The organism is Arsenophonus endosymbiont of Aleurodicus floccissimus (assembly GCF_900343025.1).
GTDB lineage: Bacteria > Pseudomonadota > Gammaproteobacteria > Enterobacterales > Enterobacteriaceae > Arsenophonus.
Genome location: NZ_OUND01000003.1, coordinates 1 through 22192 on the forward strand (window position 1 = coordinate 1; position 22192 = coordinate 22192).

At 38.2% G+C, this 22192-nt stretch carries 8 protein-coding genes, 1 tRNA gene, 2 rRNA genes and 9 pseudogenes; 14 read left to right on the forward strand and 6 right to left on the reverse strand.

Going from position 1 to position 22192, the window contains the following annotated elements; genetic code table 11:
* The 3 genes from ARADI_RS10000 to ARADI_RS10010 all read left to right on the forward strand — a co-directional run.
* Positions 1-302, forward strand: a 23S ribosomal RNA gene (locus ARADI_RS10000); the annotation flags it as partial.
* 153 nt (positions 303-455) lie between these two features.
* A 5S ribosomal RNA gene (rrf, locus tag ARADI_RS10005) occupies positions 456-575 on the forward strand.
* A gap of 119 nt (positions 576-694) precedes the next feature.
* Positions 695-770, forward strand: a tRNA-Trp gene (locus ARADI_RS10010).
* Positions 771-1035: 265 nt separating this feature from the next.
* On the opposite strand, the gene hdfR is transcribed toward ARADI_RS10010, so the two are convergent.
* Positions 1036-1854 (reverse strand): HTH-type transcriptional regulator HdfR, encoded by an 819-nt coding sequence (gene hdfR / locus ARADI_RS10015; protein WP_119711968.1) that lies wholly within the window; start codon positions 1852-1854, stop codon positions 1036-1038.
* 118 nt (positions 1855-1972) lie between these two features.
* Between hdfR and ARADI_RS10020 the strand changes: the two genes are divergently transcribed.
* On the forward strand, positions 1973-2311 hold the full coding sequence (locus tag ARADI_RS10020) for a MaoP family protein (RefSeq protein ID WP_119711969.1): 339 nt from the start codon (positions 1973-1975) through the stop codon (positions 2309-2311).
* Positions 2312-2353: 42 nt separating this feature from the next.
* Here the strand turns inward: ARADI_RS10020 and ARADI_RS10025 are convergent.
* A pseudogene (locus ARADI_RS10025) lies at positions 2354-3872 on the reverse strand (YifB family Mg chelatase-like AAA ATPase).
* 460 nt (positions 3873-4332) lie between these two features.
* Between ARADI_RS10025 and ARADI_RS10030 the strand changes: the two are divergent.
* The 6 genes and pseudogenes from ARADI_RS10030 to ilvA all read left to right on the forward strand — a co-directional run bounded on the left by ARADI_RS10030 (position 4333) and on the right by ilvA (position 10982).
* Positions 4333-4425, forward strand: coding sequence for an IlvGEDA operon leader peptide (locus ARADI_RS10030; RefSeq protein WP_119711974.1), 93 nt, complete (start codon positions 4333-4335; stop codon positions 4423-4425).
* A gap of 394 nt (positions 4426-4819) precedes the next feature.
* Positions 4820-6333 (forward strand): annotated as a pseudogene (ilvG, locus tag ARADI_RS10035) (acetolactate synthase 2 catalytic subunit); the annotation flags it as partial.
* Between the two features lie 50 nt (positions 6334-6383).
* Positions 6384-6563: pseudogene (locus tag ARADI_RS10040) on the forward strand (ACT domain-containing protein); the annotation flags it as partial.
* 38 nt (positions 6564-6601) lie between these two features.
* A pseudogene (locus ARADI_RS10045) lies at positions 6602-7527 on the forward strand (branched-chain amino acid transaminase).
* 63 nt (positions 7528-7590) lie between these two features.
* Positions 7591-9435: pseudogene (gene ilvD / locus ARADI_RS10050) on the forward strand (dihydroxy-acid dehydratase).
* A gap of 1 nt (position 9436) precedes the next feature.
* A pseudogene (gene ilvA, locus ARADI_RS10055) lies at positions 9437-10982 on the forward strand (threonine ammonia-lyase, biosynthetic).
* On the opposite strand, the pseudogene ilvY reads toward ilvA, so the two are convergent.
* Positions 10929-11824: pseudogene (ilvY, locus tag ARADI_RS10060) on the reverse strand (HTH-type transcriptional activator IlvY). The pseudogenes ilvA and ilvY overlap by 54 nt on opposite strands.
* A gap of 165 nt (positions 11825-11989) precedes the next feature.
* On the opposite strand from ilvY, the pseudogene ilvC reads away from it, so the two are divergent.
* Positions 11990-13466 (forward strand): annotated as a pseudogene (ilvC, locus tag ARADI_RS10065) (ketol-acid reductoisomerase).
* Positions 13467-13947: 481 nt separating this feature from the next.
* Here the strand turns inward: ilvC and ARADI_RS10070 are convergent.
* The gene (locus ARADI_RS10070; RefSeq protein ID WP_119711976.1) at positions 13948-14421 is read right to left on the reverse strand and encodes a M10 family metallopeptidase C-terminal domain-containing protein; all 474 of its coding nucleotides are present in this window, start codon (positions 14419-14421) and stop codon (positions 13948-13950) included.
* A gap of 453 nt (positions 14422-14874) precedes the next feature.
* Here ARADI_RS10070 and rep point away from each other — a divergent pair.
* Positions 14875-16898, forward strand: a pseudogene (gene rep, locus ARADI_RS10075) (DNA helicase Rep).
* A gap of 26 nt (positions 16899-16924) precedes the next feature.
* Here rep and gppA read toward each other — a convergent pair.
* Both gppA and rhlB read right to left on the reverse strand, forming a co-directional pair.
* Positions 16925-18430, reverse strand: a complete 1506-nt coding sequence (gene gppA, locus ARADI_RS10080) for a guanosine-5'-triphosphate,3'-diphosphate diphosphatase (RefSeq protein ID WP_119711977.1) — start codon at positions 18428-18430, stop codon at positions 16925-16927.
* Positions 18431-18438: 8 nt separating this feature from the next.
* Positions 18439-19725 (reverse strand): ATP-dependent RNA helicase RhlB, encoded by a 1287-nt coding sequence (gene rhlB, locus ARADI_RS10085; RefSeq protein WP_119711978.1) that lies wholly within the window; start codon positions 19723-19725, stop codon positions 18439-18441.
* Positions 19726-19847: 122 nt separating this feature from the next.
* On the opposite strand from rhlB, the gene trxA reads away from it, so the two are divergent.
* Together trxA and rho are read left to right on the forward strand one after the other, a co-directional pair.
* Complete coding sequence (gene trxA / locus ARADI_RS10090; protein ID WP_119711979.1) at positions 19848-20174, forward strand: thioredoxin TrxA; 327 nt, start codon at positions 19848-19850, stop codon at positions 20172-20174.
* A gap of 574 nt (positions 20175-20748) precedes the next feature.
* Complete coding sequence (gene rho, locus ARADI_RS10095; protein WP_119711980.1) at positions 20749-22008, forward strand: transcription termination factor Rho; 1260 nt, start codon at positions 20749-20751, stop codon at positions 22006-22008.
* Positions 22009-22192 lie beyond the last annotated feature (184 nt).

Consider the following 22192-nt stretch of genomic DNA (forward strand, 5'->3'; position numbering starts at 1 on the left):
GGTCCCTATCTGTCGTGGGCGAAGGAAGATTGAGGGAGGAGGCTGCTCTCCTAGTACGAGAAGACTGGAGTGGACGCACCACTGGTGTACAGGTTGTTATGCCAATGGCATCGCTTGGTAGCTAAGTGCAAAAGAGATAACCGCTGAAAGCACCTAAGCGGGAAACTTGCCTCAAGATGAGTCTTCCCTGACAGTAATGTTCTATAAGGGGTGTTCAAGACGAGGACGTAGATAGTCTGGGTGTGTAAGCGTATTGATACGTTGAGCCAACCAGTACTAATGACCCCGAGAGGTTTAACCTGACAACACCGAAGGTGTTTTGAGAGAGAAAGAATTTTAGCTTGTTTTGAGATTGAATATGGTCGGATTTTGCTGAAGGCAGAGGCGTGGTCGCTACTGAGGTAGGTGAGCAGGCCGGAAGGCAGCGAAATAAGACGGGATAAAAAAGGAATTTGTCTGGTGGTAATAGCGCGGTGGTCCCACCTGACCCCATGCATGCTGAACTCAGAAGTGAAATGCCGTAGCGCCGATGGTAGTGTGGGGTCTCCCCATGTGAGAGTACGGAACTTCCAGGCTTTGATTTAATGCTAATGGGAAAGACCGTTAGTGAAGGTGAGGTAGTTCAGTTGGTTAGAATACAGGCCTGTCACGCCGGGGTCTGTGGATTCCAGTCCCGTCCGCACCGCCACCTATTAGGGGCGTAGTTCAATTGGTAGAGCACCGGTCTCCAAAACCGGGTGTTGGGAGTTCGAGTCTCTCCGCCCCTGCCATTTACGGCTTTATAGATAATGTTATTAAATATTAAAAACCCAGTTTAATAGAATGGGTTTTTTTATGGGCCGCCAAAAGCTATATTTCTATTTTAATTTTTAGTTATTAAAATTGATGTATTTCTGTTCTATCATATTATTTTTGGTAAATATTAAATACAAAAAGGCTAGGATCGTTTTTTTTTTTGTATTTTTTAGCCATAATAAATATTTTTTGTTAATGATAGGTAATGTAACTAAAAGTTTATGTTTTACTCATTCATAATTAGTTATTCTTAATAGGTATTTTTGCTAATTTATCAATAAACGTCTCTTGTCCATTATTTTGTAACCAAATAGCATAAATTGGTTTGCTATAGACAACTTTCGATAGTGTTTTTAATTCATGATATTGATTAAGCCAATGAATTGGTAAAACAGAGGCAGATTTTGTTGGATATAATAGCTCCCGCGCAAGATTAGCCGATGTTGTGAGTAGTGTCGGCGAATTTTCAACTAAAGATGATTTTTCAGTGGTATTGAAATCAGGACTCCATTCAAGTTTGATGTAATTGAATCTCGACAAAGTTAAATTTTTTTTATTTGTCATTAATTGTAATTTTATTTCACCAATGATGGCGCTTTCAAATTCATCCATTTTTGGCGGTTCGATTGCAATAAGTAAATCAAGTTCGCGTGAATGAAGCTGTTTTACTAAAGATTGTCGCGTGGATATTCTGCATTCAAGATGAAGATCTTTATGTTTTTGATAGATAAGTTGTATCCAATTTGTTAAGCATCCTTCCCATAGTGATATTGTTGAGCCTATTGAAAATTCTGTGTGTAATGATTGATAAGAAATTTCTTTTTTAGCTTGTAGCCAGGTATTTATTAACGATTCAGCGTACGGAATCAAACGTTCGCCCGCGGTAGTTAAACGAATATTATTGCGATGACGGGCAAATAAAATAGTACCTAATTGCGTTTCTAATTGACGTATTCGAGAACTTACCGCTGACTGTGTTAGGTATAATAATTCGGCTGCTCGACCAAAATGTCGAGTTTTACTAACTTCTAAAAAAGTTTTTAATAATTCAGTATCCACAGCAATCTCCAGAATTTTTAATCTTAACGATTTAAATGTTTTGTTTTACAGAATCCAATTGCTAACTAATACTCCGCGCCATAATGAGTGTGACATTAGAGAGCTAGGAGTGTGTTAGATGGCAGAAAGCTTTATCACGACTAATCGTTTTTTTGATAATAAAAATTATCCTCGAGGTTTTTCTCGTCATGGTGATTTCACCATTAAAGAAGCTCAGTTGTTAGAATGTTGCGGTCAAGCTTTCAATGAACTTGATTTAGGTAAGCGTCAACCTCAGACAGAAGAAGAAAAACTTTTTGTTGCTATGTGTCGCGGTGAACGCGAACCTTTGACACCAGAAGAAAAAGTATGGTCTAAGTATATGACTCATATTAGCCGACCTAAGCGTTTTCATACCTTATCTGGAGGTAAACCACAACTGGATCCCTCTGAAGACTATACCGATACTGATGATTAATATCATCATAGTTCTAAAAAAAGGGGTTTTAATACCCCTTAATTATTCAATTTGTTTTTGTAATTGAATAAGTAGCTTATCCATACTGCGATAGCTAATTGCTTCAATAATATAAATTTTTTCAATGTATTGTTGCTGTTTTAAATCGGCAATGGTTCGTGAAACTTTCAGTATACGATGCCAGGCTCTGATTGAGAGGCCAAGTTTATTTAATGTTGTTTCTAAAAAAAGGTGTCATTTGGTTTTAGTTTATAAAAAAGTGCGGCTTCTTTGCTATTTAGTTTTGCATTAATTTTACCGGAAGGTTTAATTTATTGCTTTCTTGCCTGTATAACACGTTGTTTTATATTGAAACTGGTTTCATTTGTAGGTGCAGAGAGGCTTAAAGTACCTAGCGGTAACAGAGGTACCTCTATAGAGAGATCAAAACGATATAAGAATGGTCCAGATATCTTTGCTAGATAACGGAGGATCTGTTTTAGGGCTAGCTCGGTTATATATGCCTTTATAGTGAGTGGCCCATCGCGTTGGGATTTAAAGCGGCAATAAGTTGAATATTGGCTGGGAAATTAACTTTAGCTTTTGCGCGTGAAATTATTATTTCTCCAGACTCTAGCGGTTCCCTAAGTGTGTCGAGCACTTTTCGTTCAAATTCGGCGAGTTCATCAAGAAATAAAATGTCATTATGGGCTAAGGATATTTCTCCCGGTTTGGGTAAGCTTCCTCCACCAATTAATGCTGCTATAGAAGCACTGTGATGAGGTTCTCTAAATGGCGGTGTAAGCCATTTTTCGTTATCAAATGAGAATCACATAAATTTCTTATTGACACTACCTCTAGCACTTCTTGATTGGTTAGATTAGGTAAGATAGTAATAAGGTGGTTGGCAAGCATGGTTTTACCTGTGCCTGGTGGGCCAAGTAGTAAAAGATTATGTCCTCCTGCGGCTGTTATCTCTAATGCGCGTTTGGCATGTTGTTAGCCAATAATATCATTGATATCTGTTATGTTAGAGTGCTTATGGTTGGTGATAGGTGTTTCTTGATTGTGAGGTAAAGTATTTTGATCATGTAAGAAATGACAAACAGCTAATAGATGCTCATAAAAATAGACACTTTCTGTTGGTAACAAATTTAATTCATTTGTGTTTTCTAGGGAAGTGATCAATTTATGCTGATTTTTTTAACGCTGTTTGTGCCGTTGTTATTCGAAGAATTTGACCAGAAAGTGCTAATTCGCCAAGGAATTTGAATTGATTTAATTTTATTGATGTAATTTGTTTCGATGCCGCTAAGATGGCGAGTGTGATAGCTAGATTATAACGTCCGCCTTCTTTTGGCAGATTAGCCGGCGCTAAATTGATAGTTATTCTTTTAGATGGATACTGAAAACCACTATTTATTGAAGCACTTCTGATACGATCACGCGCTTCTTTGACGGCTGTTTCTGGCAACCCTACTAGGGTGAGTCCAGGTAGCCCATTGCTAATATGGGCCTCAACTGTTACTCGTGGGGCATTCATACCGATTGAAGCTCTAGTGTAAATAACCGCTATTGCCATATTTCCTCCCTAAAATGTCATGTCACTATTTTCTTAGTTAGTAAATTAGGTACAAACTAGCTTTTGGTGAATATGGGAAGGTTGTTAGAGAAGTATCCGAAATTTTTACTTTTGTGGTAATTTTTTAGGACAGCGCTGACATTTTTGATAATGAAAATTGGCTATTAGTTGTCTGTATTACAATTTCTGACATTAATTAATAAGTCGTGGTTTATCATTTTATAATGAAATGACTTTTTGGTTAAATTTTTTGTATTAATTGCATTTAATGGTTTTTTATTTCAATTATTTTTTGTTTTCAATAGAATTATTTTATTCTGAGATTTATTTATTGATTTTAATCGTAATTTTTTATTTTTCGATAAAAAAATAAAATAAGTATTGTCAAATAAGTGTCAACGTGTTGACTCTAAATAAATAAATAAATTATCAAGATCAAAGAACGGATATTATAACGAAGATGTTTGCCCTAATAATTAACCTAATTATTGTGAGCGTAGTGGTGATTATCCCACCGTGCTGGGCAGCACTTGGAAGAAGAAAGGCAGAATAACTAGCTAGATTTCACAAGAACCCAGCACCGAAAGGCACGGAGTTTTTTTAGCGTTAAATTTTAGTTGTCGGTAAAAGTTTAGAAAAATAAACTAACAAATTAGGTTTCTGGATCAAAACAATGAATGGAGCACAATGGTTAGCTCAGTCATTAATTACCCAAGGGGTTGAATAGATTTGTGGTTATCCAGGGGAGGCCATTATGCCTGTTTATGACGCTTTGTATGATAGTGATTTAGAACATTAGAACATTAGAACATTAGAACATTAGAACATTAGAACATTAGAACATTAGAACATTAGAACATTAGAACATTAGAACATTAGAACATTAGAACATTAGAACATTAGAACATTAGAACATTAGAACATTAGAACATTAGAACATTAGAACATTAGAACATCTCTTATGTCGCCATGAGCAAGGTGCTGTTATGGCTGCTATCGGTTATGCAAGAGCAACGAATAAACCAGGAGTCTGTATTGCAACATCAGGGCCAGGAGCAACCAATTTGATCACTGGTTTAGCCGATGCATTATTAGATTCAGTGCCTATCGTTGCCATAACAGGACAGGTGGCTTTGGAGCTTATTGGCACAGATGCCTTTCAGGAAGTTGATGTTTTAAGTCTTTCTTTAGCTTGTACAAAACACAGTTTCTTAGTGGATTTTGCTGATATGTTGTCACAGGTTATTACCGAGGCTTTCAGTATTGTAACAACGGGTCGTCCAGGCCCAGTTTTAATTGATATTTCCAAAGATATACAGTTGCAGACAACTCATTTGGTACCTTATTTGATGCCAGTTGAACAAAACCGATTTTATTCTGCCTATCAATTAGCTGCTTGCTGCATGTGAAATTATGGAGCAAGCGAAACAACCTATTTTGTATGTGAGGGGCAGTCGCTGAATTGAGGGATTTTATTGCTATCTCAGGATTACCTACAGTTTCTACATTAAAGGGGGCTCGTGCTGTCACAGCAGATGATCCGCATTATTTGGGAATGTTGGGTATGCATGGCAGTAAAGCGGCAAATTTTGCTGTGCAGGAATGTGATTTATTGTTGGCGGTTGGCGCCAGGTTTGATGATCGTGTGACCGGTAAATTGAATACATTTGCCCCTAATGCCAAAGTCATCCATTTAGACATAGATCATGCTGAATTGAATAAATTGTGTCAGGCGCATGTTTGTTTGCTCGGTGATGCAAAACTATTGTTACCGAGATTAGCTAGACCATTAAATATTGCTTCATGGCAAGCCAAAGTCAGCGCGTTGAAAAAAGAGCATGAATGGAATTATAACCATAAAGGGAATGCTATCGATGCCCCTGCTATATTAAAACAAATCTCAGAACGTATGCATGTTTACACCATTGTTACAACAGATGTTGGGCAACATCAGATGTGGACAGCACAGCATATGGCATTTCGAGCTCCAGAAAATTTTATTACCTCAAGTGGATTAGGCTCAATGGGATTTGGTATTCCAACTGCAATCGGCGCTCAGTTAGCCCGCCCTCATGCAGCGGTTATTTTTATTTCAGGTGATGGTTCTTTTATGATGAATATTCAGGAACTAGCCACCATAAAGCGCAAACAATTACCAATCAAAATTGTGCTTATCGATAACCAACGTTTGGGCATGGTACGTCAGTGGCAAGAGTTATTTTTTCAACAACGCTACAGTGAAACTCAGTTAACGAATAATCCAGATTTTATCGCATTAGCCACATCATTCGATATTGCTGGTCAGCGTATTACGCATACTTCAAAAATTAATGACGCACTGGATAGATTATTCAGTCATGCAGACCCATATTTGCTACAGGTATCTGTTGATGAATTAGAAAATGTTTGGCCATTAGTTCCTCCTGGTGCCAGCAATGAAAAAATGATGGAGAAACCTTGATGAGAGAATATCAATTAAATATTGCAGCGCGCTTTTGACCAGAGGTCTTAGAGCGCATTTTTTGGGGGACTCGTCATCGCGGTTTTCAGGTTAATGCAATAAGTATGAGTAAAGTATTAGATGGAAATAACGTTAGCATTGCAATAACGGTTAATAGTCAGCGTCCACTAAATCTACTTTGTTCCCAGTTAATTAAATTAGCAGATGTTTTTGATATTGAAATCAAGTAACAAGCTGCCAAACAATCAATCGTAATGTAAGGTAAAAAATGACAAAAAAAGCAGATTATATTTGGTTTAATGGAGAAATGGTGCCTTGTGCGCAGGCAAAGATACATGTTATGTCTCACTCTTTACATTATGGTACTTAGGTTTTTGAAGGTATTCACTGTTATCACTCTCATCAAGGGCCAGTAATTTTTCGTCATCGTGAGCATATGCAGCGTTTACATGATTCAGCCAAAATTTATCGCATTCCTTTAAGCCAAAGTGTTGATGAGTTGATGGCGGCTTGTCGCGAAACGATTGGTAAAAATAAGTTGGTTAGTGCCTATATTAGACCACTTGTTTTTATTGGTGATGTTGGTATGCGAGTTAATCCACCATTAGGTTACAAAACTGATGTCATTATTGCTGCTTTTCCTTGGGGAACGTATCTCGGTGAAAAAGCACTCGAACAAGGTATTGATGCAATGGTTTCGTCCTGGCATCGTGCCGCACCCAATACCATCCCGATTGTGGCTAAAGCTAGTGGTAATTATCTATCCTCTTTACTGGTAGGTAGCGAAGTTCGACGCCATGGCTATCAGGAAGGAATAGCGTTAGATGTTAATGATTATACTTCCGAAGGGGCGGGTGAGAACTTATTTGAAGTTAAAGATAACGTACTTTTTACACCGCCATTTACCTCGTCGGCGCTAACCGGCATCACACGTGATGCGATTATTAAGTTGGCCACTGAATTGGGATTTGAAGTCCGTGAACAGATGTTATCACGTGAATCGTTGTATCTGGCTGATGAAATTTTTATGACCGGCATAGCGGCTGAGATTACGCTAGTTCGTAGCGTTGATGGTATACAAGTCGGAGCCGGTCATTGTGGCCCAGTAACCAAGCGTATCCAGCAGGCTTTTTTGGTTTATTTGATGGTTCGACAAAAGACAAATGGGATTGGTTAGATCCCGTTAATAGTTAGTTCAAATTAATAGATGTTTATTGGCGACTAGTTATCGTCAATTTTTATACCAAGGGAATAAAAATGCCAGAATATCGTTCTGCTACAACGGTCAATGGTCGTAATATGGCTGGTGCAAGGGCACTTTGGCGGGCAACAGGAATGACTGACGCTGATTTTGGTAAGCCAATTATTGCTGTTGTCAATTCATTTACTCAATTTGTCCCTGGTCATGTGCATCTACGTGATCTTGGTCAGTTAGTTGCTAAACAAATAGAAGCCGTTGGTGGTGTGGCAAAAGAGTTTAATACCATTGCTGTTGATGATGGTATTGCTATGGGGCATGGCGGTATTTTGTATTCTTTGCCGTCAAGAGAACTTATAGCAGATTCAGTTGAATATATGGTTAATGCACATTGTGCGGATGCGATGGTTTGTATTTCTAATTGTGACAAAATCACACCAGGAATGCTGATGGCCGCGTTGCGTTTAAATATTCCGGTTGTTTTTGTATCAGGTGGCCCGATGGAAGAAGGTAAAACCAAACTTTCTGATCAAATTATTAAACTAGATTTGGTTGATGCTATGATCAAAAGTGCAGATCCGACTGTCAGTGATAAATAAAGCGAACAAATTGAACATTCAGCCTGCCCGACTTGCGGCTCATGTTCAGGCATGTTTACCGCTAATTCAATGAACTGTTTGACGGAAGTATTAGGATTATCTTTGCCTGGCAACGGTTCTTGACTGGCAACACATCGCGATCGTAAACAGTTATTATTGGCTGCGGGTAAACGTATTGTTGAGATCACGAAAAAATATTATGAGCAGGATGATGACAGTGTTTTACCACGCAATATTGCCAGTAAAGCTACATTTGAAAATGCGATGACCCTTGATATTGCCATGGGCGGATCGACTAATACGGTATTACATCTATTAGCGGCAGCGCAGGAAGCTGAGGTTGATTTTACTATGGCAGACATTGATCGGTATCACGTAAAGTACCGCATTTGTGTAAAGTAGCACCGAGTATTGCCAAATATCATATGGAAGATGTTCATCGAGCCGGTGGGGTGATCGCTATTTTAGGTGAATTAGATCGCGCGCAATTACTTAATCGTCAGGTAAAAAATATTCTTGGTTTGAACGTCACTCAAATGTTAGCGCAGTATGATGTCATATTGACGCAAGATGATGCAGTGAAACAGATGTATGCCAGCAGGGCCGGCTGGTATTTGCACTACTCAAGCATTTTCACAAATATGTCGTTGGCCATCTTTAGATCTTGATCGTCAAACAGGCTGTATTCGCAATTTAGCTCATGCATATAATCAGGATGGAGGGCCGTCGGTTTTATTTGGCAACCTTGCTGAAGATGGCTGTATTGTCAAAACCGCTGGTGTTGATGAAAATTGTCTGACATTTCGTGGTTTGACAAAGGTATTTGATAGTCAAGAAGAGGCTGTAGCAGCAATATTGAGTGGTAAGATAGTGGCTGGTGACATAATGGTAATTCATTATGAAAGACCAAGAGGAGGGCCAGGCATGTAGGAAATGCTTTATCCAACTTCTTATTTTAAATCAATGGGATTAGCGAGTAGCTGTGCATTAGTTACTGATGATCGCTTTTCTGGTGGTAGCTCTGGATTATCAATTGGCTATATTTCGCTAGAAACGGCAAGTGGCGGTTTGATTGCGTTGATTGAAGATGGCGATCTTATTGATATTCCTGCTCGCAAGATTGCCTTAAATATCAATAACGAAATATTGCATCAACGTAAGCAATCTGAATTAAAGCGTGGTGAAAAAGCATGGACGTCACGCAAGCGTGAACGTAAAGTTTCTTTTGCACTATGCGCTTATGCTGCATTAGCAACAACTGCAGATAAGGGGCCAGTGCGTGATAAAACGAAGCTGGGGGAATAAAATGGCGCTTTCTTCTTTGCAAAGTTTACCATCGGCAGTGGATTATTTAACCGCGTCGCTAAAAGCGCCAGTTTATCAATTAGCACAAATCACCCCATTACAGGAGATGAAAAAAATCTCCGAACGGTGTTTGATAATGTCATTTTGGTTAAGCGTGAAGATCTTCAATTAATGCATCGTTTTAAGTTACGTGGCGCTTATAGCATGATTTCTGGTTTGTGTCAGCACAGCAGCGAGCTAATGGTGTCATTACCGCTTCGGCCGGTAATCATGCGCAAGGTGTTGTGTTATCGGCTAGTCGGCCAGTCGGATAGGGATCCCGGCATTGATTGTGATGCCATTAGCCACTGCTGATATTAAAGTTGATGCTGTTCGGCGGTTGCAGGCTGCAGTGCTTTTATATGGGGTAAATTTTGATGAGGCGAAAGCTAAAGCGATTGAAATTGCTCATCAGCAAGGATACACCTATGTGCCACCTTTTGATCATCCGGTAGTGATTGCGGGTCAAACAACAATAGCGATGGAATTGTTACACAAGCTCCTCACCTTGATCATGTTTTTGTGCCGGTTGGTGGTGGAGGATTGATTGCCGGTGTAGCGATCTTGATCAAACAATTAATGCCTGAAATTAAAATTATTGCTGTTGTGGCAGAAGATGCCGCTTGTCTCAAGGCCGCTTTAGCAGCCGGGTATCCGATAGATTTACCCAGTGTTGGCTTATTTGCTGAGGGGGTAGCCGTTAATCGTATTGGCGATGAAAATTTTCAGCTGTGTCAAAAATATGTCGATAATCTTATTACGGTCAATAGTGATAATATTTGTGCTGCGATTAAAGATTTATTCGAAGAGGTTCGGTGCTATCGCCGAGCCAGCAGGGGTAGTGGCATTAGCCGGTTTTAAAAAATATGTTCAGCAGCATGACATAAAAGGTAAACGTTTAGCGCATATTTTAACGGGTGCTAATATCAATTTTCATGGTTTACGTTATGTTTCAGAGCGTTGTGAATTAGGCGAACAACGAGAAGCATTATTCGCTGTCACCATCCTTGAGCAACAAGAAAGTTTTTTGCGTTTCTACCAAGTATTAGGTAAGCGTAGTGTTACTGAATTTAATTATCGCTATAGCGACATAAATTCAGAGTAAGAGCGTATTTTTGTTGGTGTCCGGTTGAGCTATGGGGTTGACGAATCTGTTGACATTGTTGCTGACTTACTACAACAAGCTGATTATGACGTTACCGATCTTTCTCATGATGAAATGGCTAGGCTCCATGTGCGTTATATGGTGGGTGGAGGCTATTAAGTTTTGTTTTTTCAGAGTCACCTGGCGCGCTACTTAAGTTTTTGCAAACATTAGGTAGCTATTGGATATTACCCTTTTCCATTATCCCAGTTATAACACTGATTATGGGCGTGTTTTAGCGGCATTTGAACTATCCGGTTCTGAAGCCCTTTTTGAGCACCATCTCGCTGCAAAAGCGGCGCATGGTCAGTTATTGACTGCGCATATTGGCAACAGTCAGCAACTGCCAGAATGCTCGAATTAATGGTTCATTAAGACGTTTATTTAAAACACAAACGCCAAGATCAAAAGGTTCAACGGGCGAAATAGGGTCAAGCTGTAGAATACGATGGCGGATCGATTTTGGGCTATTATGAACCACAACCTTTGGTATTAATGCAATACCATAACCGAGCGCAACCATCGATACAATAGCTTCATGGCCTGACACGGTAGCATAAATTAACAGATTATTAATAGCTTGGTGTTGAAACCAAATTGTAATTTTTTGGCGGGTAGGTCCGTGCTCTGGCAGGATAAAGGGAATTTGTTGCCAGTTCGGTTGTGGTTGCGTAATTGGTTGACGGATCGTTCCAGCTAATGACGGGGCAATCAAAACCAGCGGAATTTCACCTAATTTGTTAAATAAAATATTATCAGGTAGTTTTTCAGGTTTACCGGCAATTGCCAAATCGGCAGCTTGCCTGGCAACTTTATTGACAGCATCCGCTGCATCGCCAGTGGTTAATTTAATTTCGATTAAAGGATAAAGTTATCAAGGAGCTTAGGTAAGTGACTATAGGCGGCAGTGACTGAGCAAAATAGGCGTAATTCACCGGTCAATAAGGCACTCTGTTGGTTAAGTGAGTGACGAAGTTGCTGATATTCAAACAGTGTTTGTTGGGCAAATTGTTTAAATTGTTTTCCTGCTTCGGTGAGGCGTACGGTTCTATTATCACGCATAAATAAAATGTGACCAAAACTTTCTTCTAGACGTTGTATTTGGCGAGATAATTTAGATGGACTGATATGCATTGCATTAGCAGTGCGTCCGAAGTGACAGCTATCAGCTAGATGTAAAAATAACTTTAGATCGCGAATATTCATCACGCCTCCTGTGATAAAAAGTGACAAGCTAATGTTGCAATTTTTGCAATATAATATTTTTGATCGCATATAGTGATCATATAAACGCTTCTTTGTTAAATAACCTGAAAATAAAACAATAGAAAATATACAATAAGTTACTAAAATTATGAAGTAAATTAATCGATGGCTAATTATTTTAATACCTTAGATCTGCGCCAACAATTATTGTAATTAAGTAAATGTCGTTTTATGGCCCGAGATGAATTTGTTGATGGAGCCAGTTATTTAAAAGATAAAAAAATTGTGATTGTTGGCTGTGGAGCGCAAGGTCTAAATCAGGGATTGAATATGCGTGATTCAGGTCTGGATATTGCGTATGCATTGAGCAAAGAAGCTATTGAGAAAAAGCGCCCTTCATGGTGTCAGGCGGTAGAAAATGGTTTTACTGTTGGTAGTTACAAAACATTAATTCCACAAGCCGATTTAGTCATTAATTTAACCCCAGATAAACAACATGCTGCTGTGATAAAAGCCATTCAGCTATTAATGAAACCAGTTGCAGCATTAGGCTACTAACATGGTTTCAATATTGTTGAAATGGGTGAACAAATCCTTCAGGATATTACCGTTATTATGGTTGCGACGAAATGCCCGGGAACCGAAGTACGTGAAGAGTATCTGCGTGGTTTTGGCGTCCCAACGTTGATTGCCGTTCATCCGGAAAATGATCCGCGAGATGAAGGAATAGACATTGCGAAAGCATGGGCTGCTGCTACCGGAGGTCATCGCGCTAGTGTGCTTGCATCCTATTTTGTTGCCGAAGTAAAATCAGATCTAATGGGTGAACAAACCATCTTGTGTGGCATGCTTCAAGCCGGCTCCTTGCTTTGTTATAATAAAATGGTTGTAGACGGTATTGAGCTGGGTTATGCAGGAAAATTATTACAATATGGTTGGGAAACAATCACCGAAGCGTTAAAGCACGGTGGTATTACATTGATGATGGATCGTTTATCTAATCCAGCTAAATTGCGGGCATTTGCATTATCTGAACAGCTAAAAGAAATCATGGCGCCATTATTTCAGCAACATATGGACGACATTATGTTCGGCAAATTTTCATCTACGATGATGGCAGATTGGAATAATAATGATAAAAATTTACTGTCTTGGCGGGCAGAAACCAGGCAAATAGCGTTTGAAAATTATCCAGAATATAATGGGGAAATTTTAGATCAGGATTATTTTGACCATGGTCTTTTATTAGTTGCGATGACCAAAAAGCTGGGGTTGAATTAGCCTATGAAACTATGTTGCAAGCCGGTATTACTGCGGAGTCTGCTTATTATGAATCATTACATGAATTACCATTGATTGCCAATACCATTGCGCGGAAACGTTTATATGAGATGAATGTCGTTATTTCCGATACTGCAGAATATGGTAATTATCTATTCTCTTTTGCTGCAATACCCTTACTCAAGGATTTTATGGCAACTTTACAGCTAGGTGACTTAGCGAAAAATATGGCCGTTAGCCACATTGATAATAGGCAATTGCGGGATATCAATGCAGCGATCTGTAGTCATCCCATTGAGGTCATAGGTAATAACTGCGTAATTATATGACTGATATGAAAGGTATTGGTTCTGTTGCATAATGTAAACGGTAGACTTTTTCTACCGAGATATTGATAGGATAATAATATAGCTACGCAATTTTTAAGTTTTTCCATTATACGATTGAAGTTAGAGAGCACATACTAAGTAGAATATAATTTAAACGGACACAGATTTTTCGCTTGTCATAATAATGCAAACCACTATCGGGTATTGCTATATACCCGTATTTGGTGGGAGTTTCAAACCGAAATATCTGCTGATAGAGTCAGTATTCGAGTGGAAAGGGAATATAAAGCGATATGATACAACATTCACTGCCTATGATTAATGCATTAATCATTAACATAATGAACAGTAAAAAAATAACGACACTAGCATTAATTACGGAACAATAAATAGTAGAAAGTAAAAAAGAGGAGAACAAGATAGACAAACTTTTATCTAGTGCCGGTAAATTATTTACATAAACAATTTAATGTTAGTTATATCATTCATCTTTCCTATGATGTTGATTTGGAATTAACCGATTCCATTACCATCATGATCCAACATTAATTTCGTTAGATTTTCTTGTTCACTGTAACTAAATAACATTTCATTTTTTCTATGAGTAAAATGATCAACTAATTGAATAGCAGTAAAATTATCATCAGAGTCTATGTTAAGTGTGGAAATATCAATTTTGTCTTTACCCATCTCAAAATCGGTAATGGTATCTGGCGATTCAGACAAAGAATCATCTAGTGATAAGTAGTTAAAAGTATCATTACCCTCACCACCAGTTAATCTATCAGCGCCTTTATCACCGTATAAATTATCATTACCACTATCTCCAAATAGGTGATCGTTACCACAACCGCCGAATAAAATATCATTCCCCTTACCACCGGATAATTTATCATCGCCGTTATTACCAAATAACATATCGTTACTGTCACTACCGAATAGATCATCGTTTTTGTCAGTACCATAGCGCATTGAATTATTTGGCATATAAGAATTTCCTTTATTTAGTTGTATCTGATTAGATTAGAAAATTACGCTAAAAGTACTCATAGCTTTTACTGCATTTGTGCAGATTTTTTAAAAGAGGGTTAGTGGGTAATTGTCATAAATACTCCCACTTTTAAGCAGTAACTACAATGGTAGTTTTACACTCATAGTTAGTTCAAATATACTAGAGAGTTTAGCGTGGAGTAAATCAACGACAATAAAAACCTAACTAATTGTTTTTAAATTTTTTTATTAACGCTATGAAATAGCTTTGGAAAAGTTGCTCTAATTCGTCATGATTCGAGGGTAGAGCAACTTTATCTCTGATATGGGTTTTCAGCGATTATATTTTCATTATCCAATAGCGGGTTTTTTATGACATTTTTTACTGATTTTCTTTTTGATACAATTTTAACTTATGATGAATAATGACAAATACTCAGTTAATAAGCTATGCGATTAAATTACAATCAACAACAAGTGGTTGAATATGTTGACGGTCCCTGTTTAGTGCTGGCGGGGGCGGGCTCAGGAAAAACTCGCGTTATTACTAATAAAATAGCCTACTTAATTCGTCATTGCGGATATTTACCACGTCAGGTGGGTGGTGGCAGTCACTTTTACCAATAAAGCCGCCAGAGAGATGAAAGAACGGGCAGGATAAACGCTAGGAAAAAAAGAAACCAGAGGATTAATTGTGTCAACTTTTCATACCCTAGGATTGGAAATTATTAAACGGGAACATAGCGCATTAGGCATAAAAGCCAATTTTTCATTGTTTGATGAACACGATCAAATGGCTTTGCTAAAAGAGCTAACCTTTGATTTATTGGCAGATGATAAAGATCTGTTACGCCAATTAGCGTCAACAATTTCTAATTGGAAAAGTGATTTATTAACTGCCAGACAAGTTATGACGCAGCTAAAATCGGAAAAAGATCAGCTGTTTGCTGAATGTTATCGGCGCTATGAATTATATTTATCGAGCTGCAATGTGCTGGATTTTGATGATTTAATTACTAAACCAACTCGCTTGCTCGATGAGAATGAAGAGGTGCGTTCTCGTTGGCAGCAGAAGATTCGTTATCTGCTGGTGGATGAATATCAATATACCAATACTAGCCAATATCAACTGGTTAAATTGTTAGTGGGTAAACGTGGATATTTTACCGTTGTTGGTGATGATAATCAATCTATTTATTCCTGGCGTGGTGCTCAACCACAAAATTTAGCGTTACTAAAAAACGACTTTCCTCAGCTTAATGTGATCAAATTGGAGCAAAATTATCGCTCTTCTGGCTGGGATTTTAAAAGCCGCTAATATATTGATTGCTAATAATCCGCATGTTTTTGATAAAAAGTTATTTTCTGAATTGGATTATGGTGAAGCACTAAAAGTTATCACGGCTAATAATGAAGAGCATAAGGCAGAATGAGTGATCGGCGAATTGGTTGCCCACCATTTTATCAATAAAACCGAATATAAAGATTATGCTATTTTATATCGTGGTAACCACTAATCACGACTATTTGAAAAATTATTGTTACAAAATCGTATTCCTTACCGTATTTCAGGTGGCACTTCATTTTTTTCACGGGCAGAAATTAAAGATATATTGGCTTATTTGCGGATCCTCACTAATCCAGATAATGATAGTGCATTTCTCCGTATTGTTAATACACCGAAACGTGAAATTGGGCCAAAAACTATCCAAAAATTGGGTGAATGGGCGATTTTGCGCCAAAAAAGCCTGTTTAATGCTAGCTTTGATGTCGGCTTTAAACAAACTTTAACCGGCCGTAGTTTGATAGCATTGCAACATTTCACACATTGGTTAGCCAATATTGCCAAACGTGCTGAACGCGAGCCACTGCTTGCTGTCAGAGATCTACTGCATGACATTGATTATAAAAGCTGGTTATACGAAACATCAACTAGTAGCAAAGCGGCTGAGATGCGGATGAAAAATGTTAATCAACTGTTTGGTTGGATGGATGAAATAGTTAATAGCAATGATATCGATGAGGCGATGACCTTATCGCAGGTTGTCTCGCGCTTTACATTGCTGGATATGATGGAGCGTGGAGAAACGACAGAAGATTTAGATCAGGTACAATTAATGACTCTGTATGCCTCAAAAGGATTAGAGTTTCCTTATGTTTTTTTAGTTGGTATGGAAGAAGGGTTGTTACCCCATCAAACTAGTATTGATGAAGATAATATCGATGAAGAACGCCGTCTTGCTTATGTGGGGATAACCCGTGCTCAACGAGCGTTATTTTTTACTCATTGTCGGGAGCGACGTCAATATGGCGAACTTATTCGGCCAGAAATTAGTCGTTTTTTACATGAATTACCGCAAGATGATTTGCTCTGGGAACAAAATAAAAAGATAGTTACAGTAGAACAGCGAATGGAAAAAGGACAGTCTGCGATTGCTGATATCGGAGCAAGATTGGGGTTAAATAAAAAATAAATTTTACTAACTAAAAAAGATTGAGTTTATTGAGTTAATTCAGTTTGTCCTTCTAGTATCAAAGGCCAATTGATATTACTTTGCCATTGAATTTCTTGCTGTAAATTTTCATAACAAAGTGGATGTTCCAATAACCATTGATGAGGTAATGTTAGGATCAAGGTTTCTTTATTTGCTCTAAGGCGTAATAACGGTATGGTATTGTCACGACGAGGAAGAGTAAAAATAATCGCCAGTCTTAAAAGGCGACAAAGAAGAATAGCATGTTGGAGGGGGATTGCGTTTTGTTGAGTCAATTCCGCAAACTCAATTGGGCCAGTTTGATTTTTTAGCAAAGCCGCTAACAAGCGTTTTTGCATAAGCGTATAACCTGGCATATCAAGATGGCTGATGAGATAATGGGCATGGTTAGTAGCATGACGAGCGTCAATACTTAAGCCAATTTCATGTAGAGCACTGGCACCTTTTAATAGCTCATCAACTTGGTGATTATCACGATAAAAGCTTTTCTTTAATTGTGAATAAAAATATTCGGTTAGCCTTTTTACCCGATTAGCCTGCTCAATATCAACTTGAAAACGATGTTGAATATTAGCGAGTGTAACTGCGCGTATATTCTGTTTTGTGGGTAGATCAAGCATGTTATAGATTAATCCTTCACGCAATGCTCCACCTGCTAATATCATATGATCGATTTTTAATTCTACAAATATGGCAATTAGAATAGCTAAACCACTGGGAAAAACTAGTGCACTTTCTAGCGTTAACCCTTTGATTTCCAACTCTTCTAATTTTCCCGAGGTGATCGCCACTTTTTTTAATAATTGTAATTTATATAGCGTAATACGTTCATCCATGCCATCGGCCAGCATGATTTCTTGAATCGCCTGTATTGTACCTGAAGCGCCGACACAAATTTGCCAACCTTGCTCAATAAGTTGGTTTGCGATAGGTCTAATGATCTTATGCGCGGTAGTTTCAGCTTGCGCAAAATTTTCTGCGGTTAGATTACGATCTTTAAAATAGTGTTCAAGCCAGGTAACGCAACCCATATTAAGGCTAACAAGTTGATTATGTTTAACATTGGTACCGGTAATGATTTCAGTACTACCACCACCAATATCTATCACTAGTCGTTTATCTGAACCGCCAGTAGTATATGCTACCCCCTGATAAATGAGTTGAGCTTCCTCTTCTCCAGTAATTATTCTGATGGGATGCCCTAGAATATTTTCTCCTTGCTTAATAAAGAGGTCGGCATTCTTAGCGAGACGAAGTGTTGCAGTAGCAACAATTTGCACTTGTTCAGTAGGAATATCTTGTAAATACTCGGAAAAAAGATGCAGACATTGCCAGCCACGATCCATGGCTTGTTGAGATAAATAGTTATTTTCATCGAGACCCGCGGCCAGTCTGACTTTACGCTTGATGCGAGCAAGGGTCTGTACATAACCAGAAATTTCTCGTACTACTAACATATGAAAACTGTTAGAACCAAGATCGATTGCTGCATAAAGCGATGATTTTAACATAATATTTATTAGCTCGGACGTTTACGATTGTTGCGTGAATTGTTCTGTCGGCTTTGACTATTATTGTTACGACGTGTTCCATTAGTACGTGGACGATGACGTGATTTTGGTGTAGGTAAATCTTGTAATAATGCTTCACTGTTGTATTTGCTGACAGGGATTTGATGCTGAATATACTCCTCAATAGCAGGTAGATTTAAAGAATACTCTTCACAAGCCAGACTAATTGAATGACCACTCTCACCGGCGCGGCCGGTACGACCAATACGATGAACATAATCTTCACAATCATCAGGTAGATCATAATTAAATACATGAGAGACAGATGGGATATGTAAACCTCTGGCAGCAACATCTGTTGCAACTAAGATATCTAAATGGCCTTGAGTGAACTGTTCAAGAATGCGTAGTCGTTTTTTTTGTGCTACATCGCCAGTTAATAAGCCAACGCGGTGACCATCAGCAGCAAGATGAGCCCAGATATCTTCACAGCGATGTTTGGTATTAGCAAAAATTATACATCTTTCGGGCCACTCTTCCTCGATTAACGTTTGTAACAGACGCATTTTTTCTTCGTTAGAAGGATAGAAAAGTTCTTCTTTAATACGATGACCTATTCTTTGTTGAGGTTCTATCTCAATATATTCGGGTTGATTCATTTGTTCAAATGCCAGTTCTTGAACACGATAAGAAAGTGTTGCGGAAAAGAGTAAATTCAAGCGTTGAGTGGCGGGTGGCATTCGACGAAACAGCCAGCGAATATCTTTAATAAAACCAAGATTATACATACGGTCGGCTTCATCAAGTACAACCACTTGAATGAGACCTAAATGAACGTGGCCTTGTTTGGTATAATCGATTAAACGCCCTGTCGTACCGATAAGAATATCTACACCCGACTGGAGCACATCCAGTTGTTCGTCATAGCCATCACCACCATAAGCTAAACCCATTTTTAAGCCAGTTATAGCGGCTAATTCTTTTGCATTAGTATATATCTGAACCGCTAATTCTCGTGTAGGAGCTATAATTAGCGCTCTGGGTTGGTTAACTTGTCGTTCTGAATTTGTTGGATGTGTTAGTATATAATGAAATGTCGAGGTAAGAAAAGCCAATGTCTTACCAGTTCCTGTTTGTGCCTGCCCCGCAACATCACGTCCTTCGACAGTAAAAGGCAATGTTGACGCTTGTATCGGCGTACAGTTATGAAAGCCATTTTTATTAAGAGCTTCAATAACTTTAGGGTGTAAGGCGAAGTCTATAAACTTCTTGTCTGTCAAATGTGTTTTACTCATAGTGTGTTAGAATATCAGTTAACGGTTGCTTTATGAAAGAAGATTGTTTGAAATAAAGCAAATATGGTTAAATTAATGTTAGACTGAAACGGCATAAAAATTTTATCCTTGGAGTATCCGCAATGAGCGACAAAGTTATTCATCTATCTGATGGAGATTTTAATACAAAAGCCCTAGGGGCAGCAAAGCCAGTATTAGTTGATTTTTGGGTAGAATGGTGTGGCCCTTGTAAAATGATTGCTCCCATTTTAGACGAAATTGCTGATGAATATGCAGCTAAATTAATTATTGGAAAATTGAATGTTGACGATAATCCTAAAACAGCGACTAAATACGGTATTCGGAGCATTCCTACTTTAGCACTTTTTAAAGACGGTGAGCTGATTAATAAGCAAGTTGGTCTTTTGTCTAAAACTCAATTAAAAGAATTTTTAGACAAAAACATCTAATTTTCCGTAAAATATTAACAACAGACGTTTAGTAGGCTAATATTTTTCTCAATTTGCTATTAGATGTCTGCTTTTTATACAATTCATAGCTAGACGTCTGCTTTGAAGCATGGTAATTTAGCGTCAATATTTAATATGATACGCGTTTTTATCTTAATGTGTACATATTGAATCTGTTATTGTATAGACATATTTGTTATCTCTGGATAATCTATATCTTACAATGGTTTGAATTCCATTGACTCTCATAGAAATAATTCTTTTAGACAAACATGTTCCATTTGTTATTTGCTTGGTGCTGTTGTGTAGGGGGCCTAAGAAGTAAAAAGTGAGATTTTCTCATCAACTTTGAGATGAATTCTTATAGTCTTATTCTGTCTTTGCTGTATAAAGAGTGTTATCTAGGGTAGTAAATTAACAAATTACTGCGACTACATGAATTTATATCCTAAGATATATTCATCAAGAATCGTTAAGGTTTTTGTATTTTTATTTAAATAGGCATTTAGAGATTGCTATACTATTTATTGTTCATAGTTCAAGAAGTATACCCCAAGTTTAAGAACCCACCATTATGAATCTTACCGAATTTAAAAATACGCCGGTATCTGAATTGATTACTCTTGGCGAAAGTATGGGGCTAGAGAACCTAGCCCGCCTGAGAAAACAGGATATTATTTTCTCGATTTTGAAGCAGCATGCGAAAAGTGGAGAGGATATTTTTGGTGATGGCGTGCTAGAAATTTTGCAGGATGGATTTGGATTCCTTCGTTCTGCTGACAGCTCTTATCTAGCAGGTCCTGATGATATTTATGTTTCTCCTAGTCAGATTCGTCGCTTTAATCTACGGACAGGAGATACCATATCAGGAAAAATTCGCCCTCCTAAGGAAGGCGAACGCTATTTTGCCCTACTAAAAGTTAATGAAGTGAATTATGATAAACCTGAAAACGCCCGTAGTAAAATCCTATTTGAAAACCTGACACCGCTGCATGCTAATAATCGTCTATGTATGGAGCGTGGCAATGGCTCAACAGAAGATTTGACTGCTCGTGTTCTGGATTTGGCCGCACCGATTGGGCGTGGGCAGCGTGGTTTAATTGTTGCTCCACCAAAAGCAGGTAAAACCATGTTATTACAGAATATTGCAGCTAATATTGCCAATAATTATCCAGACTGTGTTTTGATGGTGTTGCTAATTGATGAGCGACCAGAAGAAGTGACCGAAATGCAACGCCTGGTTAAAGGTGAGGTCATTGCATCAACCTTTGATGAACCTGCATCTCGTCATGTTCAGGTTGCTGAAATGGTAATAGAAAAAGCTAAGCGCTTAGTTGAACACAAAAAAGATGTCATCATTCTTTTAGATTCGATTACGCGTCTTGCTCGTGCTTACAACACCGTGGTTCCTTCCTCTGGAAAAGTATTGACTGGTGGGGTGGATGCAAATGCTTTGCACCGCCCGAAACGTTTTTTTGGTGCTGCACGTAATGTAGAAGAAGGTGGAAGCCTAACGATAATTGCTACAGCATTAGTTGATACCGGTTCCAAAATGGATGATGTAATCTACGAAGAGTTTAAAGGCACCGGCAATATGGAGTTACATTTGTCGCGGAAAATAGCGGAAAAACGCGTTTTCCCGGCGATTGATTATAATCGTTCCGGTACTCGTAAGGAAGAATTATTGACCTTACCGGATGAGTTACAGAAGATGTGGATATTGCGTAAAATTATTCATCCTATGGGTGAAATTGATGCAATGGAATTTTTAATTAATAAATTGGCAATGACAAAAACGAACGATGAATTTTTCGATTTTATGAAGCGTTCTTAAATTACTGTTTGTTTAATGATTTATTGAAAAGCGCCACTTTTATGTGGCGTTTTATTTTGTTCGTTTTTGTTATCCGATAGCATCTGTTTTGGTATAGATTTTGCTTACTAATAAACAGTGCAAGATGATAGAAATGTTTTGTTATTGTTACATATACGCTAAATTAAAGTACACTTACAGTCTA